The sequence below is a fragment of the Plantactinospora soyae genome (assembly GCF_014874095.1).
GTDB classification, from domain to species: Bacteria; Actinomycetota; Actinomycetes; order Mycobacteriales; family Micromonosporaceae; genus Plantactinospora; species Plantactinospora soyae.
This window is the reverse complement of the sequence record NZ_JADBEB010000001.1, coordinates 7492352-7511527: the sequence shown is the minus strand read 5'-3', so window position 1 is coordinate 7511527 and position 19176 is coordinate 7492352. Positions and strand designations below refer to the sequence as shown.

14 protein-coding genes and 4 pseudogenes are annotated in these 19176 nt (G+C 67.3%); 10 read left to right on the top strand and 8 right to left on the bottom strand.

The genetic code is table 11. The annotated features are described in order from the left end of the window. Position 1: 1 nt before the first annotated feature. Entirely contained in the window at positions 2–1081 is a 1080-nt protein-coding gene (locus H4W31_RS32980; protein ID WP_192770187.1) for a hypothetical protein, read from the bottom strand. 514 nt (positions 1082–1595) lie between these two features. On the opposite strand from H4W31_RS32980, the gene H4W31_RS32975 reads away from it, so the two are divergent. The 4 genes from H4W31_RS32975 to H4W31_RS32960 all read left to right on the top strand — a co-directional run bounded on the left by H4W31_RS32975 (position 1596) and on the right by H4W31_RS32960 (position 3781). Continuing rightward, positions 1596–2306 carry an LPXTG cell wall anchor domain-containing protein gene (locus H4W31_RS32975; RefSeq protein ID WP_192770186.1) on the top strand — a complete coding sequence of 237 codons (711 nt, stop codon included), beginning with the start codon at positions 1596–1598 and terminating at the stop codon, positions 2304–2306. Between the two features lie 22 nt (positions 2307–2328). Next, positions 2329–2700, top strand: a complete 372-nt coding sequence (locus H4W31_RS44935; protein WP_192770185.1) for a GNAT family N-acetyltransferase — start codon at positions 2329–2331, stop codon at positions 2698–2700. Positions 2701–2942: 242 nt separating this feature from the next. Then, positions 2943–3305, top strand: coding sequence for a metalloregulator ArsR/SmtB family transcription factor (locus H4W31_RS32965; RefSeq protein WP_192770184.1), 363 nt, complete (start codon positions 2943–2945; stop codon positions 3303–3305). Then, a complete protein-coding gene (locus H4W31_RS32960; protein WP_192770183.1) occupies positions 3302–3781 on the top strand; it encodes an SRPBCC family protein in 480 nt (159 codons plus the stop codon). Before H4W31_RS32965 ends, H4W31_RS32960 begins: the two co-directional genes overlap by 4 nt. A gap of 56 nt (positions 3782–3837) precedes the next feature. Here H4W31_RS32960 and H4W31_RS32955 read toward each other — a convergent pair. After that, positions 3838–3963 (bottom strand): annotated as a pseudogene (locus tag H4W31_RS32955) (IS5/IS1182 family transposase); the annotation flags it as partial. Between the two features lie 283 nt (positions 3964–4246). On the opposite strand from H4W31_RS32955, the gene H4W31_RS32950 reads away from it, so the two are divergent. Next, positions 4247–4522 (top strand): hypothetical protein, encoded by a 276-nt coding sequence (locus H4W31_RS32950; protein WP_192770182.1) that lies wholly within the window; start codon positions 4247–4249, stop codon positions 4520–4522. 103 nt (positions 4523–4625) lie between these two features. Here H4W31_RS32950 and H4W31_RS32945 read toward each other — a convergent pair whose 3' ends face one another. Both H4W31_RS32945 and H4W31_RS32940 read right to left on the bottom strand, forming a co-directional pair. Further along, entirely contained in the window at positions 4626–4766 is a 141-nt protein-coding gene (locus H4W31_RS32945) for a hypothetical protein (protein ID WP_192770181.1), read from the bottom strand. A gap of 449 nt (positions 4767–5215) precedes the next feature. Further along, positions 5216–6892, bottom strand: coding sequence for an ABC-F family ATP-binding cassette domain-containing protein (locus H4W31_RS32940; RefSeq protein ID WP_404825739.1), 1677 nt, complete (start codon positions 6890–6892; stop codon positions 5216–5218). A 622-nt stretch (positions 6893–7514) separates the two neighbouring features. Here H4W31_RS32940 and H4W31_RS32935 point away from each other — a divergent pair. Both H4W31_RS32935 and H4W31_RS32930 read left to right on the top strand, forming a co-directional pair. After that, positions 7515–8192, top strand: a pseudogene (locus tag H4W31_RS32935) (IS6 family transposase); the annotation flags it as partial. Between the two features lie 323 nt (positions 8193–8515). Continuing rightward, positions 8516–9976 (top strand): cellulose binding domain-containing protein, encoded by a 1461-nt coding sequence (locus tag H4W31_RS32930; RefSeq protein WP_318783542.1) that lies wholly within the window; start codon positions 8516–8518, stop codon positions 9974–9976. 364 nt (positions 9977–10340) lie between these two features. On the opposite strand, the pseudogene H4W31_RS32925 reads toward H4W31_RS32930, so the two are convergent. The 3 genes and pseudogenes from H4W31_RS32925 to H4W31_RS32915 form a co-directional block, all read right to left on the bottom strand. Further along, a pseudogene (locus tag H4W31_RS32925) lies at positions 10341–10933 on the bottom strand (tyrosine-type recombinase/integrase); the annotation flags it as partial. A 43-nt stretch (positions 10934–10976) separates the two neighbouring features. Further along, positions 10977–11138: pseudogene (locus H4W31_RS32920) on the bottom strand (transposase); the annotation flags it as partial. Between the two features lie 176 nt (positions 11139–11314). Beyond that, a complete protein-coding gene (locus H4W31_RS32915) occupies positions 11315–11878 on the bottom strand; it encodes a hypothetical protein (protein WP_192770178.1) in 564 nt (187 codons plus the stop codon). 49 nt (positions 11879–11927) lie between these two features. Here H4W31_RS32915 and H4W31_RS32910 point away from each other — a divergent pair, with 49 nt between their 5' ends. After that, entirely contained in the window at positions 11928–13586 is a 1659-nt protein-coding gene (locus tag H4W31_RS32910; RefSeq protein WP_192770177.1) for a right-handed parallel beta-helix repeat-containing protein, read from the top strand. A gap of 134 nt (positions 13587–13720) precedes the next feature. Continuing rightward, positions 13721–14143 carry a TAXI family TRAP transporter solute-binding subunit gene (locus H4W31_RS32905; RefSeq protein WP_192770176.1) on the top strand — a complete coding sequence of 141 codons (423 nt, stop codon included), beginning with the start codon at positions 13721–13723 and terminating at the stop codon, positions 14141–14143. Positions 14144–14776: 633 nt separating this feature from the next. Here the strand turns inward: H4W31_RS32905 and H4W31_RS32900 are convergent. Continuing rightward, positions 14777–15715, bottom strand: a complete 939-nt coding sequence (locus H4W31_RS32900) for an IS3 family transposase (protein ID WP_318783541.1) — start codon at positions 15713–15715, stop codon at positions 14777–14779. 939 nt (positions 15716–16654) lie between these two features. Here H4W31_RS32900 and H4W31_RS32890 point away from each other — a divergent pair. Further along, the gene (locus tag H4W31_RS32890; RefSeq protein WP_192770173.1) at positions 16655–19156 is read left to right on the top strand and encodes a LamG-like jellyroll fold domain-containing protein; all 2502 of its coding nucleotides are present in this window, start codon (positions 16655–16657) and stop codon (positions 19154–19156) included. The last annotated feature ends 20 nt before the right edge of the window (positions 19157–19176 follow it).

The window sequence follows — 19176 nt, the reverse complement described above, 5'->3', positions numbered from 1 at the left end:
GTCAACCGCCGCTGCGCCGCAGCACTTTGCCCTGCCCGTCCGCCTCCAGCGTTCCCGCCTCCCCGTCGCCGGTCACCACGACCGTGAGCGTGAGCGAGCCGGTGACGCCGTCGGCGGTCAGCTGCCAGCTCCGCGGCGAGCCGAGGCCGGTCCTGGCCTCCTCGACCAGACCGGGGACGCGATCGTAGGGCAGGGAACGCGGGTCGAACCCAGCGGTCTCCACGCCGGTGGGGGCGAAGACGACCGTCAGCAGGCGGTCCTGCACGACGACGGTCAGAGCAAGGCGCTTGCTCGTACCCTGTGTCAACGACTCGACGGCCTTGCGCAGTTCACCCTCGTCGAGCATCGACTGGCGCGGACCGAGGGTGACCGTGCCCAACGCCGACGTCACGGCGGTCGTGGACGACGAGGAGGAGACGGAGGGTCTTCCGGAGGGGCCGCTCTCGCCTGCGTAGGAGTCGAACAGGTCGGCACGGAACAGCAGGAGCACGGCGGCCGCGCCGAGCAGCAGGCCGAACAGCGTGAGGAAACCGCTGGCGCAGCCCACCGGGGAATCGCTCTTCATAGCCGGACCGGGCACCGAATCCACCCGGGCCACGGCCGCCCGCTCCTCCCACTCCGGCGTTGGCCGCTTCACGATCCGCGTCTTCCACGGCCGGTCCGGCGGATACTCCACCACCACGACCCCGCGCGCCCGGTAGTCGGGAAGCTCGACGAGGTTGATGTCCTGCCGTATCTGGACCCGGAACGGGGGCGCGTCGTCCGGCGCGACGGACAGCTCGAAGCGCACCGGCACGTCGCTGGTCTCGCCCCCGACGGCCTCCAGACTCTCGATCACCGCGAGCGCCGTGCGCGGCACGACGGCCGCCTCCCGGGCACGACGCGGCAGCGTGGAGAGGAAGAAGAGGAACCCGTAGACCGCGGGCAGGGTCAGCCCCATGATGATCAACGGCGCCCGCTCGACGACGCACCCACTGATGAAAGCGGTCAGCGACGCCCCGATCACCCCGCCCGTCAGGAACCCCAGGGCGAGGTCGACGGGCGTGTTGTGGGTGGGCGGCTCGCCTACGGTGACCGTCATGCGGCCGATTCTGCACGTCATGGGTGACGGCCGACAGACCCTGGATGACCTTCACGCTCACGGCGGGACGGCTCTCCCAAACTTCGGGGCCTGCCCTGCTTTTGTCCCTTGTGGAGGGATCCGAGCGGCGACCGCTCGTCGTACAGGCGCGCCGGGCGGCGTCGCCGACGCCGTTCTTCACCGGCTGCGGCAGCGCCCGGCCGAAGCGGGACCGCGCGTGGGCGACGGATTCGCCGCCCCTCGGCCCGGTCGGACCAGCGTACGAAGGCGAGGCGTAACTGCGTGGTCTGCTTCTGGACGGGCTGCGTAAGTCGATGCAGCCGATGGCAGAAGGTCTTGGTGTGGACCATCACGGCTGCAGGTGCGACCCAGACCGCCGTGCCAGGCTTGATAAACAGCTGCTGCGCCGCGGTCTTGCTCATTGCACAGTCCAGGACGTCCATACCTTCTTGCTTCTCCGCCCACTGACGGTAGTATCCCCATGTTTTGGCCTGCAACGGGGAGGAAGACCTACATGCGATGGAAGGTCCCGGCCGGCGTCCTAATGGCGCTGGCCTTTCTGATTCCGGCGACACCGGCGGCGGCTCAAACCGAATCGCCCGGCCTGAACGAGGCCTGCCAAACGGTCGAGCGCAAGGTGTACAAGGATATCCGCGAGCTTGTCACCATCGACCTGGATACCGCCACCGATGTACAGGTGCGGGTGTTGGCCGCCCAGATCCTGGCCGCGGCAAACGCCGACTCGTTCTCCGTCCTGCCGCGCGCAATACAGGAGCGGCTGAAAGGCACCGCGGACGATCTCCGCGCATTCCTCAAGGCGGACGTGCAGAAGGCCTGGTCAACGGATCTGCGGATCACGGTGGTTCGGACGTTGACGGGCGCTGGTCCCAACGTGAAGGCGGCCACGCAAAAGGTGCTCGATGAGGGGACCATCGATGCCTACCTGGCCTACCTGAACGACGGCCTGTACGCCGCACGTGCGCTTGACTGCGCGTCTCAGCCCACACCGACACCGACACCGAGCGCCACGCCCAGCGCCACGACGACCGTTGCACCGACCCCTGCTTCCTCCGCCAGCCTGGGCGCCCCCGGCGGCGAGGGCGGTGGGCTGGCCGTGACCGGTGCCGACACCGCGACCGTCGCCAGCATTGGCGGTGCGCTTCTGCTCCTCGGCGGCGCGGGCTACCTGATCGGACGCCGACGCCGTTCCCGCTTCGTGGCATAGCTCACTCGACGCGCCCGGCTCGATGCTTCGTCGGGCCGGGCGCGATCAGCTCCAGCGCCCCTTCGGGCACTACAGGATCACCCGAACCGCCGACGGGAAAGCCATCGGTGGAATCGGTTTCAAGGGTCAGCCGGACGACGGATGTGTCGGAGTCGGCTACGGCCTCGCCCCATCAGCCCGTGGTCACGGCTATGCGTCGGAGGCACTCGTCGCCCTGCTGAACGTGGCGGCCGATCACGGATTGTGTCGAGTTGTCGCCGACACCACCGGGGACAACGTCGCTTCCCAGCGGACCCTCGAACGTGCCGGGTTCAGCCAGATAGGCACCAACGGCGACCTCTACCTGTACGAGGTAATCCTCAGCGTCCCTTCGCGACCGGTTCAGACGCAGTAGCCCGATCGGCCGCTGGGGAAGCCGATAGCTCCTGCGGGATGGGTGACCCTCCGGAACCGTCTATCGCTGATCGACAGGGGCGTGCGTCCGACACCTCGAACGACAGTGCACGGAGAGTGACCAGGGCCCCGGTGTGCGAGGCACACGATCAGCGGCGGATCAGTGCATCCGGTCATGGCTCTGGGTCCTGAACAGCAAGTGTGTCCACGCCGGAAGCGTAACTTATAGGTTACGCTTCCGGCGTGGACGAAGTGGTGGAGGCGATCGCCGACCCTGTACGGCGGGAAATCCTGCTGATGCTGCGCGACGAACCACTCGCGGCCGGGCAGATCGCCGACCGGTTCGTCATCAGTAGGCCGGCCGTCAGTCGTCACCTTCGCGTGTTGCGCGAGGCGGGTCTGGTACGCGATACGGCTGACGGACGCCGACGGGTCTACACGCTGGTCACCGCGCCGCTCGACGAACTGACCGGTTGGCTGGGACGGCTGATGCGCCCGTCCGGCTGGCAGCACCGCCTCGATGCACTGGAGACCGAGGTCTACCGCACCCGCCGCGAGCGGCACACCGCCGCCGGGCGGCACCCATCCCAGAAGGAGATCGCATGAGCCCGACACCCACAGGCCGGCTGTTCGGCAAAGACCTCGTGCTGACCCGCACGTTCCGGGCGCCCATGGCTGACGTCTGGGCGAGCCTGACTGATTCGGCGCGCACGGAACGCTGGTTCGGCCCGTGGCAGGGCGACGCGGCGCCGGGACGCACGATCAAGGTCCAGTTGGTGCACGAGGAGGGCAAGCCCTCGATGGACATGACCATCGACGCGTGCGAGCCACCACGTCGGCTGGCGGTTTCCGCCGTGGACGAGCAGGGGAGTTGGCACCTGGAGATGGTGCTGGTGGAGAATGCGGGCGTGACCGAGTTGCGGTTCACACAGCACTTGACCGGTACCGAGGGCGTCGGCGACGTCGGGCCGGGCTGGGAGTACTACCTGGACGCGTTGGTAGCCTCGCGCGACGGCCGGCCGGCGCCGAACTTCGACGACTACTACCCAGCGATGAAAGAGCACTTCGAAGCGCAGCGATAGACGCATGCCACTCTCAACTCGTCCACACGGTTCGCTGTAGATCCCGATGCACAGGGTTGTCGGTTGACCTGCTCGCTTCGCGGTTCGGCAGTGGTGTGCTTGATCTGGCGTCTGCGGAGGTAACGGCGGCTACGGCGGGAGCTGTACGCCTTGTCGCCGCTGGGATGGTCGGTGCGGGTGCGGCAGGGCAAGACAGCATCGGGGCTCCCGGTTGGAACATCGATCGAATTACCTGGCGCACTGTGATTCGCTGCGCCGTCGCCGTCGCCGTCGCCGTCGCCGTCGCCGTCGCCGTCTGCCTGTTGGCCAGCCGACTTGCCGGCCCGACTTGCCGGCCTGTCGGCACGCCGGTCGCTCGGCGGACCGTCGGGGGGCAGGACCTCGACGTTCAGGACGGCTAATCCCGGTGCCCCGATCCATCAATTCCCCGCCCTGGCCGCCTGACATCAGCCGTAGCATCGGCCGATGACCACCTCCGCCGACGCAGTCAAACACGCCATCGCCCTCGTCACCCTCGCAATCGAGGCCGGCGCCGATGGCGAAGCACTCGCTGACCGTATCGCACCCCTCATCAACGAACGTACGGCCGGCACCTCCATAAGTGGCCTGATAGCTCTGGCTTCCCTGCTTGCCCAGCTCGCCGCCAACCGTGGCGGCGACACTCCAGCGGAGGTCCTGGAGGAGGTGGGCCTGGCCATCGCGGTGCATGAGTCCGAATCCGATCCGGGCTCGTCGGACTGACCACCGGACGATCTGGGCACCCCACAATCCCGCTACCGTGTTCGCACAACCCACCAGGTCCAGTTGGCCGAATCAGAGCCACCGCGATCCACGATGAACATGATCAGGTACAAGACCATGGTCGGCTGGCCCGTCGGCGCAGAGCACCAGCATGCTCGTTGGCCCAGACCAGCAACACGGCCGCGCCGTCGTCGTCGGCGGGCACCTTCAGCTCGGTCAGCACCGCCCCGGCGGCGCTGACCACCGCGGCGGTATGGGTGTCGGTGTGGGCGTCGACCCCGATGACGACTCAACCTGTTCTGCCAGCAGCACTGCGGGTGCTTCCCTTCGCTGGGCGACACTCGTAGGGCGTCGGCCTGGGAAGAGGGCACCCGGCAACATATCTGTGATGAGTCACGCGTCAATGCACGGACAGGTTTCTGATCAGGCCAACAGGTGGGCCGGGCCGGCGCCGGCAATCCCACGGACAGGTCCACACGACGGCACGCGGACGCGGCCAGATCTAACGTGAGTCACGTGAGGATCACCAGCACCGAACCCGGGCGGCGACCCATCTCTCCCGGGTGGAACGCCACGCCGTCCATGGAAGCGTCCACAGACCCGACCGACTTTCCGAGCGGTACAGGGTCGGGCGACGAGCGTGGACAGGTTCGGCCAGGCGCCTCGGTCGATGCCGTGGTACCCGGTCCGGGTTCAGCCTGGTGACGGCATCGCCGAGACTTCCCCTCCGGGCGACACGTGGATTCTGCGCAGCTGGCCGGCCGTTGTTGCGAGTTCACGCCAACGTCGGTCATGAGTCACGGTGAGCACAGCACCCGGATAGTCGAGCAGAGCGTGCTCCAATTGCTCGACGAGCTCCGGGTTCAGGTGATTCGTAGGCTCATCGAGCAGCAGAATGTCACTTGGCGCCGTAACCGCGACGGCGACCTCGAACCGTCTGCGTTGCCCGATCGACATGTCGGTGAGCCTCCGGGGCAGCTCGTCGGGGTGGAACAGGCCGAGCCTGAGCAGCAACTCCGCGGCGTCGTCGCGGTACGCGTCGGTGGCGTTGGCGAAGGCATCGAGGAGAGTTTTTCGGGAGCCGGTCGCGAGATCCTGACGCAACCACGCCATGCGGATGTCGGGACGCTGCCAGACTGTGCCTTGAAGTGGGGTGAGTTCGCCTGCGAGCAGGCGGAGTAGCGTTGTCTTGCCCGCGCCGTTCGGCCCCGAGATGAGCCATCGCTCACCCGTGCGGACTTCCATCGAGTCGAGTGCGAGTCGCGGTCCTGTTCCGTCGACGCTGAGACGCACTGCGTCTGCTGCGAGCAGAAGCGCACCCGTGCTGGAGTCGTCGCCAGCCTCCGGCGACCGATCGCCGGTGAACGGTGCCAGGAAGCGGAGCGGGTCCGCTGGCCGCGGTGCCGGGTTGGCGCGGAGGCGCGCAACGCGTCCCTTCGCCATCCCGATCCGACGTGTCGCGCCGTGGTCGCGGCTGCGTGCGCGGAATGCGGCGTGACCGAAGATAGCCCGTTCCCGCTTCTGTGGGATCGCATCGAGGCGGAACGCGTTGGCGGCGATGAGTGCTTCGTTCCGCGCCAGATCCTGCCGCCATGCCTCGTGCTCCTCCAGTAACCGCCGCCGCTCGGCTTCACGGGCGGCGAGGTAGCCCGGATAGCTGTCGCCGTAACGCCGTAGGACGCCGTTCTCGACGCGGATGAGGGCCGTGGCGAACTTGTCGAGGAAGACGCGATCGTGTGTCACTACCACGAGGGCACCTCGGTGCCTCGAGAGGCGCTCTTCGAGCCAGGAGATGCCTGCGTCATCAAGATCGTTCGTCGGTTCGTCGAGCAGCAGAAGCTCCGCCTCCGACGACAACGCCGCCGCGAGGGCGAGCCGCGCACGCTCGCCGCCGGAGAGAGCACTGACCGGCCGCGCACGGTCGAGTCCGCCGAGTCCGAGCTGGTCGAGCGCCGCGTCCACTCTCTGGTCGAGATGGTACCCGTCTCTCGCCTCGAAACGATCCATCACCGCGCTCAGCCGATCGAGGAAGGCGGGTTGCTCGTCAACCTCCGCGTGCGCCACTCTTTCGGCGGTTTCCTGTATCTCGGACTCGATCCGGTGTACGTCAGCGAGCAGTTCGTCGAGTGCTTCGGCGATCGTCGCGTCGGGCGCGAAGTCGGGTCGTTGTTCGGCGAGCGCGAAACCACCGGGCAACTCGACCAGTCGTTCGCCGGCCGCCAGGGTGACGGTTCCCGCGATGGCGCGAAGAAGTGTCGACTTGCCGGCGCCGTTGTCGCCGATCACCGCAATACGCTCAGCGGCACCCACGACGAGCTCCACACCGCTGAGTACTGTGCGTTCGGCGAAGCGGACGGCCCCGCCACGGATCGCGCAGACGCGGTGTGGGCGGCTTGCGGTGGCGCTCGATAGTAGCCGGGCCGGGGATGGGGAACGAGAACTATGAGTCATCACAGGGTTCCTCTCCGCGATGCGTGGGCGATAACGCCAGCGGTCGCGGCACATACGCATCCCTGAGGAGGCGCACGGATGTACAGGGGCCTCGCGCCTACAACGGCCTTGTCGCCGGGCGCGCGTAGGACCCGCCGCGGAGAAGACTCAACGCGGCGTCCCGTACTAGAGAACCAGCGTACCCATAACGAGGATTCTAACAGGACCAACCGAGCCAGGCCCTGGCGCTGGTACTGGCGCGGAGGGCCGGCCCGGGCGGCGCCGCCGGCGCGTACGAGCAACTCCTCATCGATCATCGATGGTTTCTTGGCCTCCAGCACCCTGCACACCTGCGGCCGAAATGCGCTGGACCTGGGTGCTTGATCCATAAAGAGGGACATGCGGCAATCAACCGCCTTCGCGGCTTAACGGCCGCACCGTGCTCGTCGTGAGGACCGCAACCTGTGCTGCATCCGGGGTCTGTTGCGTCGCCAGTCGGAGGTCCGGGCAGAGTTGAGGGACGACGCAATCAGGCCATCGTCGTCCGTGGTCGCCGCCCAGGTCGGCGTTCGCCGGGCTCCGGTTCCCGGCTGAGGCGATCGTGGTCGCGGTCCGCTGGTGCCTACGGTTCAACCTGTCCTACCGCGATGTGGAAGAACTGCTGGTTGAACGCGGAATCGAGGTCGACCACGTCACCATCTTCCGATGGGTACAACGGTTTACCCCGCTGCTGGCCGACGCCGCGAGGTTCACCCGTCACGCACCTGGTGACCGGTGGTCTGTCGACGAGACCTATGTGAAGGTCAACGGCATATGGCGGTACGTCTACCGTGCCGTCGACCAGCATGGGCAGGTCATCGACGTCCTCGTGTCGGCCCGCCGGGACGCCGCCGCGGCCCGCCGCTTCTTCCGACGGGCCCTGCGGACACTGAAAGTTGAACCCTGCGAGGTGGTCACCGACGCCGCGCCGGTCTACCAGGCGGTACGCGACGACCTCGTCCCATCGGCCTGGCACCACGTCGAGCGGTACGCCAACAACCCGGTTGAGGCCGACCACAGCCAGCTCAAACACCGGTTACGCCCGATGCGCGGGCTACGCACCGACCGGACCGCGCAGGTGATCATCGCCGGACACGCCTTCATACAGAACCTGCGACGCGGACACTACGAACTCGGACACGGCGCACCACCCAAGATCCGTGTCGCCGAAGCGTTCACCGAACTCGCCCGAGCGATCTGACCCGGAGCCAGAATCCGGGCGCACCACGTCCCCGCGCCCGTCATGCAACAGCACCAGCAGGAAGAACCCGATGGACGATGCGCTGGAAACCCGCGTTGAACGCCTTCGCCATAACCTTCAGCGACCGATTCCCAGCCGCAGAAACCTACTAACCAAGATCGCCGGAAACACCCTTAGCGAGACAGGCCCGCCGAAACAGGTTGTGGCACCAAGACCGGCAGGACTGGCGGCACCAATCAAGCTGCCGGTTGTTCTGCCTGTTCGCGGGTCCGACCAGGCGGTTGGCTGGGGGCATGAAGCCAATCTTTCGCGACACTCTCCGAGTGGTCGCTGCCGGCCTGCTCGGGCTGTCCACAGTGGGCGCGGTCGCGTTCAGCGGGCCAGCCTCGGCCGCACCGCCGGTGACCTCCGCCGGCCTGTCACCGGCGGTTCGCGCCCGGATGGCGGCCCAGGTGCCGCTGATCGACGCGGCGAGCGTCATCCGGTCGGTGGTCGAGGCCGGCCAGCCGCGCGGCTACGCCGGGCTCGGGTTGGTCAAAGGCCACGTCACGCTGTGGTGGAAGGGCACCGTCCCAGCTGACGTCACCCGGGCTGTGGACAGCGCCCGGCGGATCGCCGAGGTCAAGGTCGAACCGGCCGCGTACTCCGGCACCGAACTGAAGACCGCCGCAGCCAAGGTGAGCCGCGTCGTCGCCTCCGACCCGACCGACGCCGCACACACCGTACGGATCAAGACGGACGGCAGCGGCCTGCAGGTCGCGGTCGACACCTCAGCCGGTGCCAAAGTGCCGGCTCTGCCGAACACCGGCGTCAAGACCCACAGCGTCGCGGCGAAGAAGCCGAAGCTGCACGCCACCCGCGACGACGACGAGGCTCCCTGGAACGGCGGCGCGGGCATCTCGCGGGACGGACCCGGCGTCGACTGCACCGCCGGGTTCGGGGTTCGCCACGCCGGCACCAACACACCGTACGTGCTGACCGCCGCGCACTGCGGTGAGCTCGGATCGTTGTGGTCAGACGGCGTCAACGAACCGATCGGGACGATGGTGCAGCGGCACGTCGACCACGACACCGCACTGATCAGTGCCGAGTCGGCGGGTAAATACATGTACGTCGGCGGCCAGTACGACGAGACGAAGGTGCCGGTTGTCGGCTGGACGCAGGTCTTCCCCGGGCAGCTACTCTGCCAGTCCGGTTACACCACTTCCTGGGTGGTCGGCCACCCGATCTGCAACCTCGAGGTCCAGTTCCACTACACCGACCGGCAGGACCTGGTCGAGGCCACCCAGCTGGACGGTTTGGAGTCCGGTTACGGCGGGGACAGCGGCGGCCCGGTCTACATGGTGAACCCGGACGGCTCGGTGTTGGCCGCCGGTACGCACACCAGCGGCGCCGGGCCGGGCATCGGCTTCCAGGACTTCGCGACGGCCCGCGCTGACTTCGGTGACATCGTGCCGGTCGACAACTCGGGCACCGCCAGCACCTGCCGGGTGTCCTACCAGGTCGCCAACAGGTGGCCGGGCGGCTACACGGTGAACGTGACCCTCTACAACTCCGGCTCCGCGATCAACGGCTGGCGGCTCAACTGGGACCTGGGCGCCGGCAGCACCGTCACCATCCCGTGGAACGCCGCGACCAACCAGTCCGGTGCCACGGTGACCGCGTCCAACCTGGCCTACAACGCGACCATCCCGGCCGGCGGCGCGATCACCTTCGGGTTCAACGCATCCGGCACGCCCAACACCCCCGCTTCGTTCACCCTCAACGGGCAGACCTGCGCCTGACCCACATCGGGGCAATCGCATCCGATCGGCTGTTTCTGGGCTGTTCCACTGCTCATGGACCAGGTCTGTTGTTCATGGACCCGGTCGGCGAAAGCCGGCCGGGTCCCGGCCGATGTTTGTCGCTGCAGCCCGTTCGTGGCCCAGATCGTGGAACTCCTGGTAGTGCTGTGGCGTCGGACGGCGTACAGCGACAGCCTGACGGGGCGCAGACCATGTCCGCCATCCGTCAGGCTCCATCCCCAAGGGGTCATCGGTTCGAATCCCGCCGTCTCGACAAACATTAAAGCCCTGACCAGCAGAAACGCTGGTCAGGGCTTTAGGGCTTGTCTATGGAGTTTTGAACCTTCCCCCGAAAACCCCCCGTTTATGGGTGTCGGCAACCAGGTTCGTCATCCGTTTGCATCGTTTGCCCTACAGCTTCGGGCTGGCCATCGAGGCCGGTTCCGAGGCGTTCGAGGATCTCGGAGACGTCGGGTGCTTGGACGGGCTTGGCGATGTAGTAGGTGTCGGTGACCTCGTCGCTGGAGTGTCCAAGCTGTGCCGACGCGCGCTTGGTGTCCGCCTCGTGCTTGGTGAGGGTGGCGACGGTCTTGCGGAAGGTGTGTGGGGTGACCCAGGCGAGGTCGGTGTCGGCGCGGGCTTGGCGCCACTGACGGCGGACGTTGTTGGGTGACAGCCATGTGCCGCGTCGGGAGGCGAAGATCGCGTCGTGGGGGTTGTCGGCAGCGTTGAGCTTGCGGGCCAGCAGCATGCCGACTGCGAACCGGGGCAAGACGACCATCCGATTGCCGGCGTCGCTTTTGGTCCAGGGTTGTCGGATGAAGCCTTTGCCCTTGACGAAGACCAGCGTGCCGCAGATCGTCGGGTGGGACGTTCGGCGGCGAGGTCTAGGTCCTCCCAGCGCAGGGTGAGGTTCTCGCGGATGCGGGCGCCGGTGGCGAGCATGAGGTCGACAACCGATTGGCTCTGTCTCACATTCGGGGGTGACGGAGGGTGTTTGCTAGCCGAGCAGGATGCGGTGTCGCAGCAGGGCGAAGCCTGCCCGTCCATATATTTGTCGCTTGATCAGTTTGGTTTTGGTGTTGACGCCTTCGGTGCCGCCGTTGTGGAAGGGGTGGGTCACGGCGGCGTTGACGGCGTCGCGGTCCAGGCCGAGTCCGCGGAACGTCCGCGACAGTCCGCTGGCAGTACCCATGCACTCTGCCCGACAACGCCGCACAGCGCGGGCACGCCACCGTCCCTTCCGGAGTCCGGGCCCGCACCACAATGCGCTCTCCCTCATCCACCACATCCTCGATCACCAGCGGAGACAACTCCGAGAACACCGTCGTCGTCAGATCACCGATCTTGCACACACGATCTCAACGACATCGACCACGTCCAGTCACCACCGAATGTGCGACGGAGCCGTTCGATCCACAGACCCCCAGAGCCGGTCAGGAGTCGGGTGATGGTGTTCGAGGGGTGCACGAGGAGCAGGTCGTGTGCCGGGAGGGCCACGAGGAGGACGGTCTCGCCGGGGGTGATGCCGGTCAGGTGCCGGGCGGCGGCGGGCAGGGGGAGTTCCTCGCGGGTGCCGACCATGTGGATGCCGTCCGGTGCGCTGGTGATCAGGACGGTGCTGTCGGTGACGTCAACGCGGAGGCGGTGGCCGGGGGGCCAGCGCAGGGCGCGGACCAGGCCGCGGGCGGTGACCCGGCCGGCGGCGTCGGGCCGGGCGACGTCGAACAGCGTCGCGTCCGCCCCGTCCAGCGGCGGGGGAGTGGGCAGGGTCGGCACCGGCGCCGTGGGCGGGGGTGCGGCGGGAAGCGGGCGGGGGACCAGCGCGGCCACGAGCTGCTCGTCAGGCCACCGCGACGGCGACCCACCGCCGGTCACGACCGCCACCAGCAGCGGAAACACGACCGATTCAGCGCATGGTCAGGCGCTGCCGGGTCGTTTGCGTACAGGCATGCAGGAAACTGAGAGAGATATCCACGCGAGCCACGGCAATCTCGCGTGGATATCCACAGAACTCGGTGTCCGAGGGGGGAGCCACCCCCCCCCACGGCGGGAAAGACACCGGTACGGTGCTGCGAGTTGCTTGGTATCGCTAACGGGGACGGTGCATGTGAGCGTCAGGGATCCTGGTCGGCGGGCGTTGCTCTATGGTGCGCCAGCGGTGGCGGCGGGCTCGGTCCTGCTCGCGGGTTCAAGGGTGGATGCGGCTGTCGCGGTCGCTGGAGCCGCGTCGCCGAAGGATTACGGCGCAGTGGGTAACGGGGTTGTCGACGACACGGCCGCGGTACAGGCGTGTCTGAATGCCAACCGGGTGATCGACTTCGGCGGGCCGGAGAACACGTACCTGATCACCACGTCGCTGAAGGTCGACAAGACGGCCACACAGGTGCTGATCGGCAATGGAGCCAGCATCAAGGCGGGCGCCCTCACGGACATGATGGAGTTCTACTACGCCGGGCACTCGGTCAGCGGCGTCGTCTTCGACGGCAACAACCAGGGCAGGGGAGTCGCGATCCGGATCAGGGGCAGCGCGGCCGGCTCCTCGGTCGACGAGTGCGCCTTTGTCAACGTTGCCGGGTCGGGCGTCGTCGTGGAATACGGCGCGAACCGCGTGCGGATCACCAATTGCAGGTTCCGCAGGTGCGGACACGGCACCGCCATACCCGAAGGCCAGGCCAATCTCCGCAATTCCGTGTTGGTCGCCGCCGACCACTGCTCGGTGCTCGACAACGAGCTGCTTGAGTGCATGTGGGGCGTGTACTTCCGCGCCGAGAACGACACGGGGATCAGTTTCTACACCTGCCGAGGCAACACGATCACCTGCCTGAGCGACACCCTCGCGGGTAGCCAGGGCATCTCGAATCGGCTGGGTCGTAACAGCCGGATCCAGGACAACACCATCGTGGGCTTCAACGACAACAGCATCGACTGCTGGGGCTGCAACAACATGACCATCACCGGCAACATCACCTCCGGCGGCAAGGACGGTGTGTTCATCGGGGACGTCAACAGCAGCAGCATCACCATCGCCGGCAACGTCTTCCGGGCACCACAGCGCGGCGTACGCGTCGTCACCGCGGGAACCGTCTACACGAATCAACTCGTCATCGGCGTGACGGTCACCGGCAACACCGTCTCGAATCCCAGCATCGGGGGCATCTACGTCGGTGAGACCACCTCGAACCAGCTCAGCGGCGTCACCATCGCCGACAACGACCTGCACATCGCCCGCGCCGGCGACTACGGCATCCACGTCGTCAACGCCGAATGCTCCCGCATCGCCGGCAACCGGATCTACCGAGCCAAGAAGCACGGCATCGTGCTCACCGGCACCGACATCGTCGAGGTCAGCAACAACATGATCCAGGACGCCAGTCAGGCCGAGGCCGGGACCACGACCCCGGCGCAGTCCGACGGCATCAACGTCGACGGTTCCAACCGTGCTCTGATCCGCAACAACACGATCTACGGCGGCGCCCGCTACGCCGTCAACATCACCGGCGGCACCGGCATGACGGTCACCGGCAACCGCTGGCGGTCCACCAGTGCCGGCCTCAACATCGGCAGCGGCACGGCCAGCCCGATCCTCTCCGAAAACGTCGCGATCTAGAGAGCGGCTTCGTACGGGATCCCGCCGCACTTCTACGCCAGAGGCCGCGGGGTGAGCGGTTCGGGCCGGCATTCCGTACATCGGAGTAGGTCGCCACGGTTTGCCGCCGCCGCCGCCGTCCGTATCGTCTCGGCATGGTGCTGATCCTGGAGCCACGGCTCAGCCGGCGGGCGGTGCTCCTGGCCGCTGGCGGGCTGCTCGTCGGTTGCTCCCGGCAGCCCGAGGTCGACAAGGTCCAGCTGCGACTGGCCACCGGCCCGGCCGGGGCGGTGTACCGGCGCATCGGCGGTGCGCTGGCCGAACACATCACCAGGCAGGTGCCGGGCGCCGCGGTGACCACCGTGCCGAGCGGAGCGTCCACCGACAACATCAGAATGCTGCGGGCCGGTGACGTGCACCTCGGGCTGTCGAGCCTGGACGCGGTGATCACAACCGGCGGCAGCGTGCCTGAGGGGCTCTCGGCGAGCTACGCAGTGAGCACACGATCAATCTCGACCGGGCGCCACGTGAGGTCGGACCACCCCCACCGGCGTGGGGAGCACGGCGCGACGGCGTGAGCGTGAGGGCTCCTGAAGAGGTTGACGGTTGTCGCTAGGGTGTTCACTGTTTGGGGGTGTGAGGACGACGCATGGTGAGGCTCGGCGGGCGGATGTGGACGTGTTTTCGCCGGATCGGTCTGTACGGATCATGGCGATGGTCGGTGGAAATGTCGAGGTCGAGGTGCGTGATCTGCACCGACATTCGGATGACACTCTGGCCCGTCAGGTCAGGTCAGGGCCGCCGTCCGGGTGGCACTAGCGTCGTTGCAGCATGCCGAGGACGTTCGCCGCGCGGATCAGGTGGACAGCGCGCGCCGCGCCGCCGAGGTGGGCTGATGGTGATGCGATCGCGCCGCGGCCCGCGATGGTTGGTCGGGGCCGGGGGCTGCGTTGTCGCCCTGCTCGCCGTACTGGTGATCGGCTTGCTGCGGTGGGGTCCTCTGGGGGAGAAGCACCCGGACGTGCCGAGGTGCGACGCGGTGTCGTCCAGTCTGCCGGCGGTGGTCGGTGGAGCATGGAGTGTGCGGCGGCCAGCGCCTTCGCCGCCGGCGACGGCTACCTGGCGCTGAAACGCTGTGTCGAGGTGATCGGCGATCTCGCCCGAGCGGGTGTGGGCTTGACCCGATTCGACGGACAGGGTCGATAAGTTGATCACGCTACCTTGCTGAATGGTGTTCCGGCGTACGCGGTGGACTCGTAGGCGGCGGGGCTGAGGTAGCCGAGCGTGGAGTGCCGGCGTCGGGTGTTGTACCAGCCCTCGATCGAGTCGAAGATCGCCGTGCGGGCGGCGGTGCGGATGGGCCACGCGTGGCGGTCGAGTAGTTCGGTCTTGATGGTGGCGAAGAACGATTCCGCGACGGCGTTGTCCCAGCACTGGCCCTTGCGGCCGATGGACAGACGGATGCCGTGCTGCTCGGCCAGGCGGGCGTACTGGCCGCTGGTGTATTGGCAGCCCCTGTCGCTGTGGAACACCACTGGCCCGGTCGGGTGGCATGATGCCACCGCGTTGTCCAGGGCTTGTGTGACGAGGTCGGTGCGCAGGTGATCGGCGGTGGCCCAGCCGACCACCCGGCGTGAGGCCAGGTCGATGACGGTGGCCAGGTACAGCCAGCCCTCCCACGTGTTGATGTAGCTGATATCGCCGCACCAGCGGGTGTCCACGTCTACCGCGCTGGTGGTGAAGTCCCGCCTGATCAGGTCCGGACGGTGCGCTGCGGCCGGGTCGGGCACGGTGGTGGTACGCCACCGTTTCGGTGTCCGGCCGCACAGGCCCGCCGTGCGCATCAGCCGGGCGATCCGTTTGCGGGAGTGCCGCCGCCCCGCGGCCTGGAGCTCGGCGTGCACTCTCGGGGAGCCGTAGGTGCCGGTCGAGGCGTCGTACACGGCGATGATCCGCTCGGTCAGGGCGGCATCGACGCGATCCCGGCGTGAGGGGCCGGCCGAGCGGTGCTGATAGTAGGCGGACCGGGAGACCTTCAACAGCTCGCAGGCCCGCTTGACGTTGCCCTGCTGCGCTTGCTCCGCACCGCGGTCTCGGTCAGATCGAAGTCCTTCGCGACCTGACCGACCGTGCGGTCCCCACGCCGGCACACCTGGACGATCTCCGCCTTGAACTCCGGCGTGAACGCCCTACGAGGCCGGCGCGGCTTCTTTCCCATGCCTTCCATGATGAACGTCCTCCCGGGGACTCACAGCCCCACAGATCTCGGATGTCCGTCAAACCGGGTCAGGCCCAGTGTGTTCGCGGCAAAGGACGACAGGTTTGTGCACATGGTCGCGGGGATCCGCAGCGGGTCTTCCGACGAGGCCGAGTTGGTGCGGTTCGCCACTGAGGTGACCCACATGGCCGCTGATCAGGGATTGACGCTGCCAATAGCGGATTAGGGGAGGCATGGGTCGTTTGGAAGACTACTGGGAGGCGGTTGCCGAGATCCGCGCTGTGGGTGAGTCGGTGGATCGGTGGGTCACGGTCTCCGGGCGCACCAGCAGCCGCGGGTTGCGTAGCATGTCGCGGGGTAGCCGGTGCGGCAGAGTTGCCAGCCCGCCCGGTCAGCCCGTGTGAACCGGACTCGCTCGCCGCGCAGTTGCCGTTCGAGGACCGTGACCTGGTGCCGGAGCACCAGAATCTCGGCATCCTTGTCCCGATCGCTCATGGGCAACAGCCGTAGCAGGGCGAGAGCGTTGGTCACACCGAGGTAGGCCAGTCGCATCAGCACAGCCAGCCATCCTCGCGCAGTACGAAGTGTCGATCACCGCCGCGTCCGGGACGGCGCTCGTCAATGCACCCGCGACCTCACCCTCGTGATCAAGACGGCCGGTGAGCAGGACGGACGAGGTTTCCGGCACCCGCAGCGTCTAGTTTCTAGCACGGCACAGGCGCAAACCAGTACGGGCGGAGTACGGGCAGTGCCGTGCCAGTGGCGATTCTTACTCTGCCGTCGACGTAGGGAACACCGGTTCTTTACACGACTTCAGAACTGTGCTCGGCGCCGGATTCGCAAGCTTCGCCCTGCTGTGAAAGGTCTTGCCGTGAGGTTCCGCTCGCTGTGGATAAAATTGTCCGTACTACTACTGATGGCCGCCGGGTTACTGGTGGTTCCACCGCCGACATCGCTCGCTGCGGCGATCCCCAACCCGACAGTGCTGTTCACCCGGGGCATGGGGGGTTACGACTGCATCCGGGGAGCCAAACTGGTGCCCGCCCCTGACGGCACTCTCATCGCCATCGGCAGTGCGAAGTACCGGAACAGCACAGGGGAGTGCCCGGACCTGACCCACACCGACGTCGTGATGCGGCGGAGGTCCCAGGACGGCACCTGGGGTCCGCTGGTGAAGATTCGCGCCAACCCCGTCGGCGATGGCAGGATGCTCTCCGCGACTCCCGTCGTCGACCAGCGCACCGGCAACATCCTGCTGTTCGTCCGGGATGGTTCGGACACCGATTTCGACGAGTCTGTGTCATACGTGCTGACGAGCACCGACAGCGGCCGGTCATGGACGGAGACCGCCAGGTACCCCTGGGTGACCCGACCCGGCCCCAGTCATGGCATCCAACTGGAGCACGGACCACATGCCGGGCGGCTGGTCGTCGCCATGTGGCTCGACACAAAACCCCAGACGATTCAGCTGATCTACAGCGACGACGGTGGCGTGAGCTGGACTCGTGGTGCCACGTCCACCGGATCGGTGTGGGCGGGTGAACCGAGCATCTTCGAGCGCACCGACAGCGACATCAACGACGGCAGCATCTACGTCATGGCGCGCAACCAGGGCGCCGAGGACCTTGGCGACACCAAGGTCTATGGCATCAGCGCCGACGGCGGAGAGACGTTCAGCGGCCCGTTCCAGGTCGTCGACAACCTGGTGTCGCCGAAGGTGTACGGCACCGTGCTGCGCCTGCGGTCCACCTTGGATGGCGACCAGTACAACCGCGTGCTGTTCTCCTCGCCTGTCGAATACCGGGAACGGGCCGGGAGCAGCTCGATGGACCGCCACCGGATGGTGATCCGGTCGAGCTACACCGAGGGCCGCACGTGGCAGGGCGTCAACGACTCCGACAGTCAGACGATCCACACCGGCCCCGCCAGTTACTCCAGCATGGCGATGCTGCCCGACGGCAGGATCGCCCTGGCCTTCGAAGCAGGCGACGAGGGCCAGGTGTCCCACCACGAGGTTCGGTTCACCACGTTCACCGAGGCGGACCTCGGCCTGCCCGACAGCTACTCCGGCGGCACCGGTACCCCGGACACCTCAGGGCTGGGCAACACGGCCCGCATCCGGGGCACGACCCACGGCGGCGACGGCCGGTTCGACGGGGGCGTGACCCTCGACGGTGTCGACGACTACGTTCAGGTCCCGTTCGCCGAGTCGCTCGCGGTCGACGCCGCCGATTTCACCGTGATGGCGTGGGTGAAGTACAGCGCCACCACCGGCAACCGGCCGATCTTCTGGGCTTACGGCGTCGGCGAGGACCGATCCCAGATGTGGCTGCGGGCCGAACCGGGGAGCAACCGCATCCAGGGGCGCGTTCAGAGTGGCGCCAACGGCGGCTCGGTGATGTCGAGCAAGGCGCACAACGACGGCAGGTGGCACCACGTCGCGTTACAGCGGCAGGGCACCACCTTGCGGATGTTCGTGGACGGCAACCTCGACGGCACCGCCACCGGTCCGACCGGCACGGTCAGCCCTGCGCGGCCGTTCCAGATGCGCATTGGACAGCGAATCGACGGTGCCCAGCACTTCGCCGGGTCACTGGATGAGGTCCGGCTCTACAAGAGGGCGCTCACCGAGCCCGAGATCGACCGCATCCACGCCACCAACGCCGTCGACGTCGCCGGTGCGCTGTTGCGGCTGCCGTTCCACCCGAACTACAAGACCACCGACGACGCCTCGGCCAACGACAACGACGGTTTCGTCCGGCAGGCGGTGCCCGGGCCCGGCAAGTTCGGCAACGCGATGACCTTCGACGGCGTCGAGGACCGGATCCACATCCCGTACAGCAACGCGACAAACCTCGGCTCGTCCCAGTTCACCATCACCACCTGGTTCAGGTACTCCGGCGCGGCCGCCAGGCAGACACTGCTGTGGGGCTACGGCGTCAACGAGGCGAACAGCCAGCTGTGGATCCGGGCCGACCCCGCAGGTAACACCATCACCGCATCGGCCAGAACCCCCGACGGCGTCGTCCGCGTCAACACCGCCAACACGTACGCCGACAACGCCTGGCACTTCCTCGCCCTGCGCCGCACCGGCAGCCAACTGATCCTGTCCGTCGACGGGCAGGACGTCAGCACTGCGTCTGCCCCGACGGGATCGCTGACCGCAGGTCACACGGACGGTGTCCGGGGCATCCACCTCGGCGAACAACTCGACGGCACCGACACGCTCACCGGCGCCCTCGATGAGTTGCACATCTACACCCGGGCGCTGTCAGCCGCCGAACTCGAGGCGCTGCGCACCAACAACACCACCCCGGCCAGCGGACTGGCCCTGCACCTTCCGCTGAACAACACCGACGCTGCGGCACCCTGACCCCGGCAGGCGGCGAGCAC

What these genes read in the sequence shown, in the direction of transcription:
- H4W31_RS32980 (WP_192770187.1), bottom strand. Translation starts at nt 1,081, where the DNA reads ATGACGGTCACCGTAGGCGAGCCGCCCACCCACAACACGCCCGTCGAC.
- H4W31_RS44935 (WP_192770185.1), top strand. Translation starts at nt 2,329, where the DNA reads ATGCTTCGTCGGGCCGGGCGCGATCAGCTCCAGCGCCCCTTCGGGCAC.
- H4W31_RS32905 (WP_192770176.1), top strand. Translation starts at nt 13,721, where the DNA reads ATGGTGCTGATCCTGGAGCCACGGCTCAGCCGGCGGGCGGTGCTCCTG.
- H4W31_RS32960 (WP_192770183.1), top strand. Translation starts at nt 3,302, where the DNA reads ATGAGCCCGACACCCACAGGCCGGCTGTTCGGCAAAGACCTCGTGCTG.
- H4W31_RS32950 (WP_192770182.1), top strand. Translation starts at nt 4,247, where the DNA reads ATGACCACCTCCGCCGACGCAGTCAAACACGCCATCGCCCTCGTCACC.
- H4W31_RS32975 (WP_192770186.1), top strand. Translation starts at nt 1,596, where the DNA reads ATGCGATGGAAGGTCCCGGCCGGCGTCCTAATGGCGCTGGCCTTTCTG.
- H4W31_RS32910 (WP_192770177.1), top strand. Translation starts at nt 11,928, where the DNA reads ATGCAGGAAACTGAGAGAGATATCCACGCGAGCCACGGCAATCTCGCG.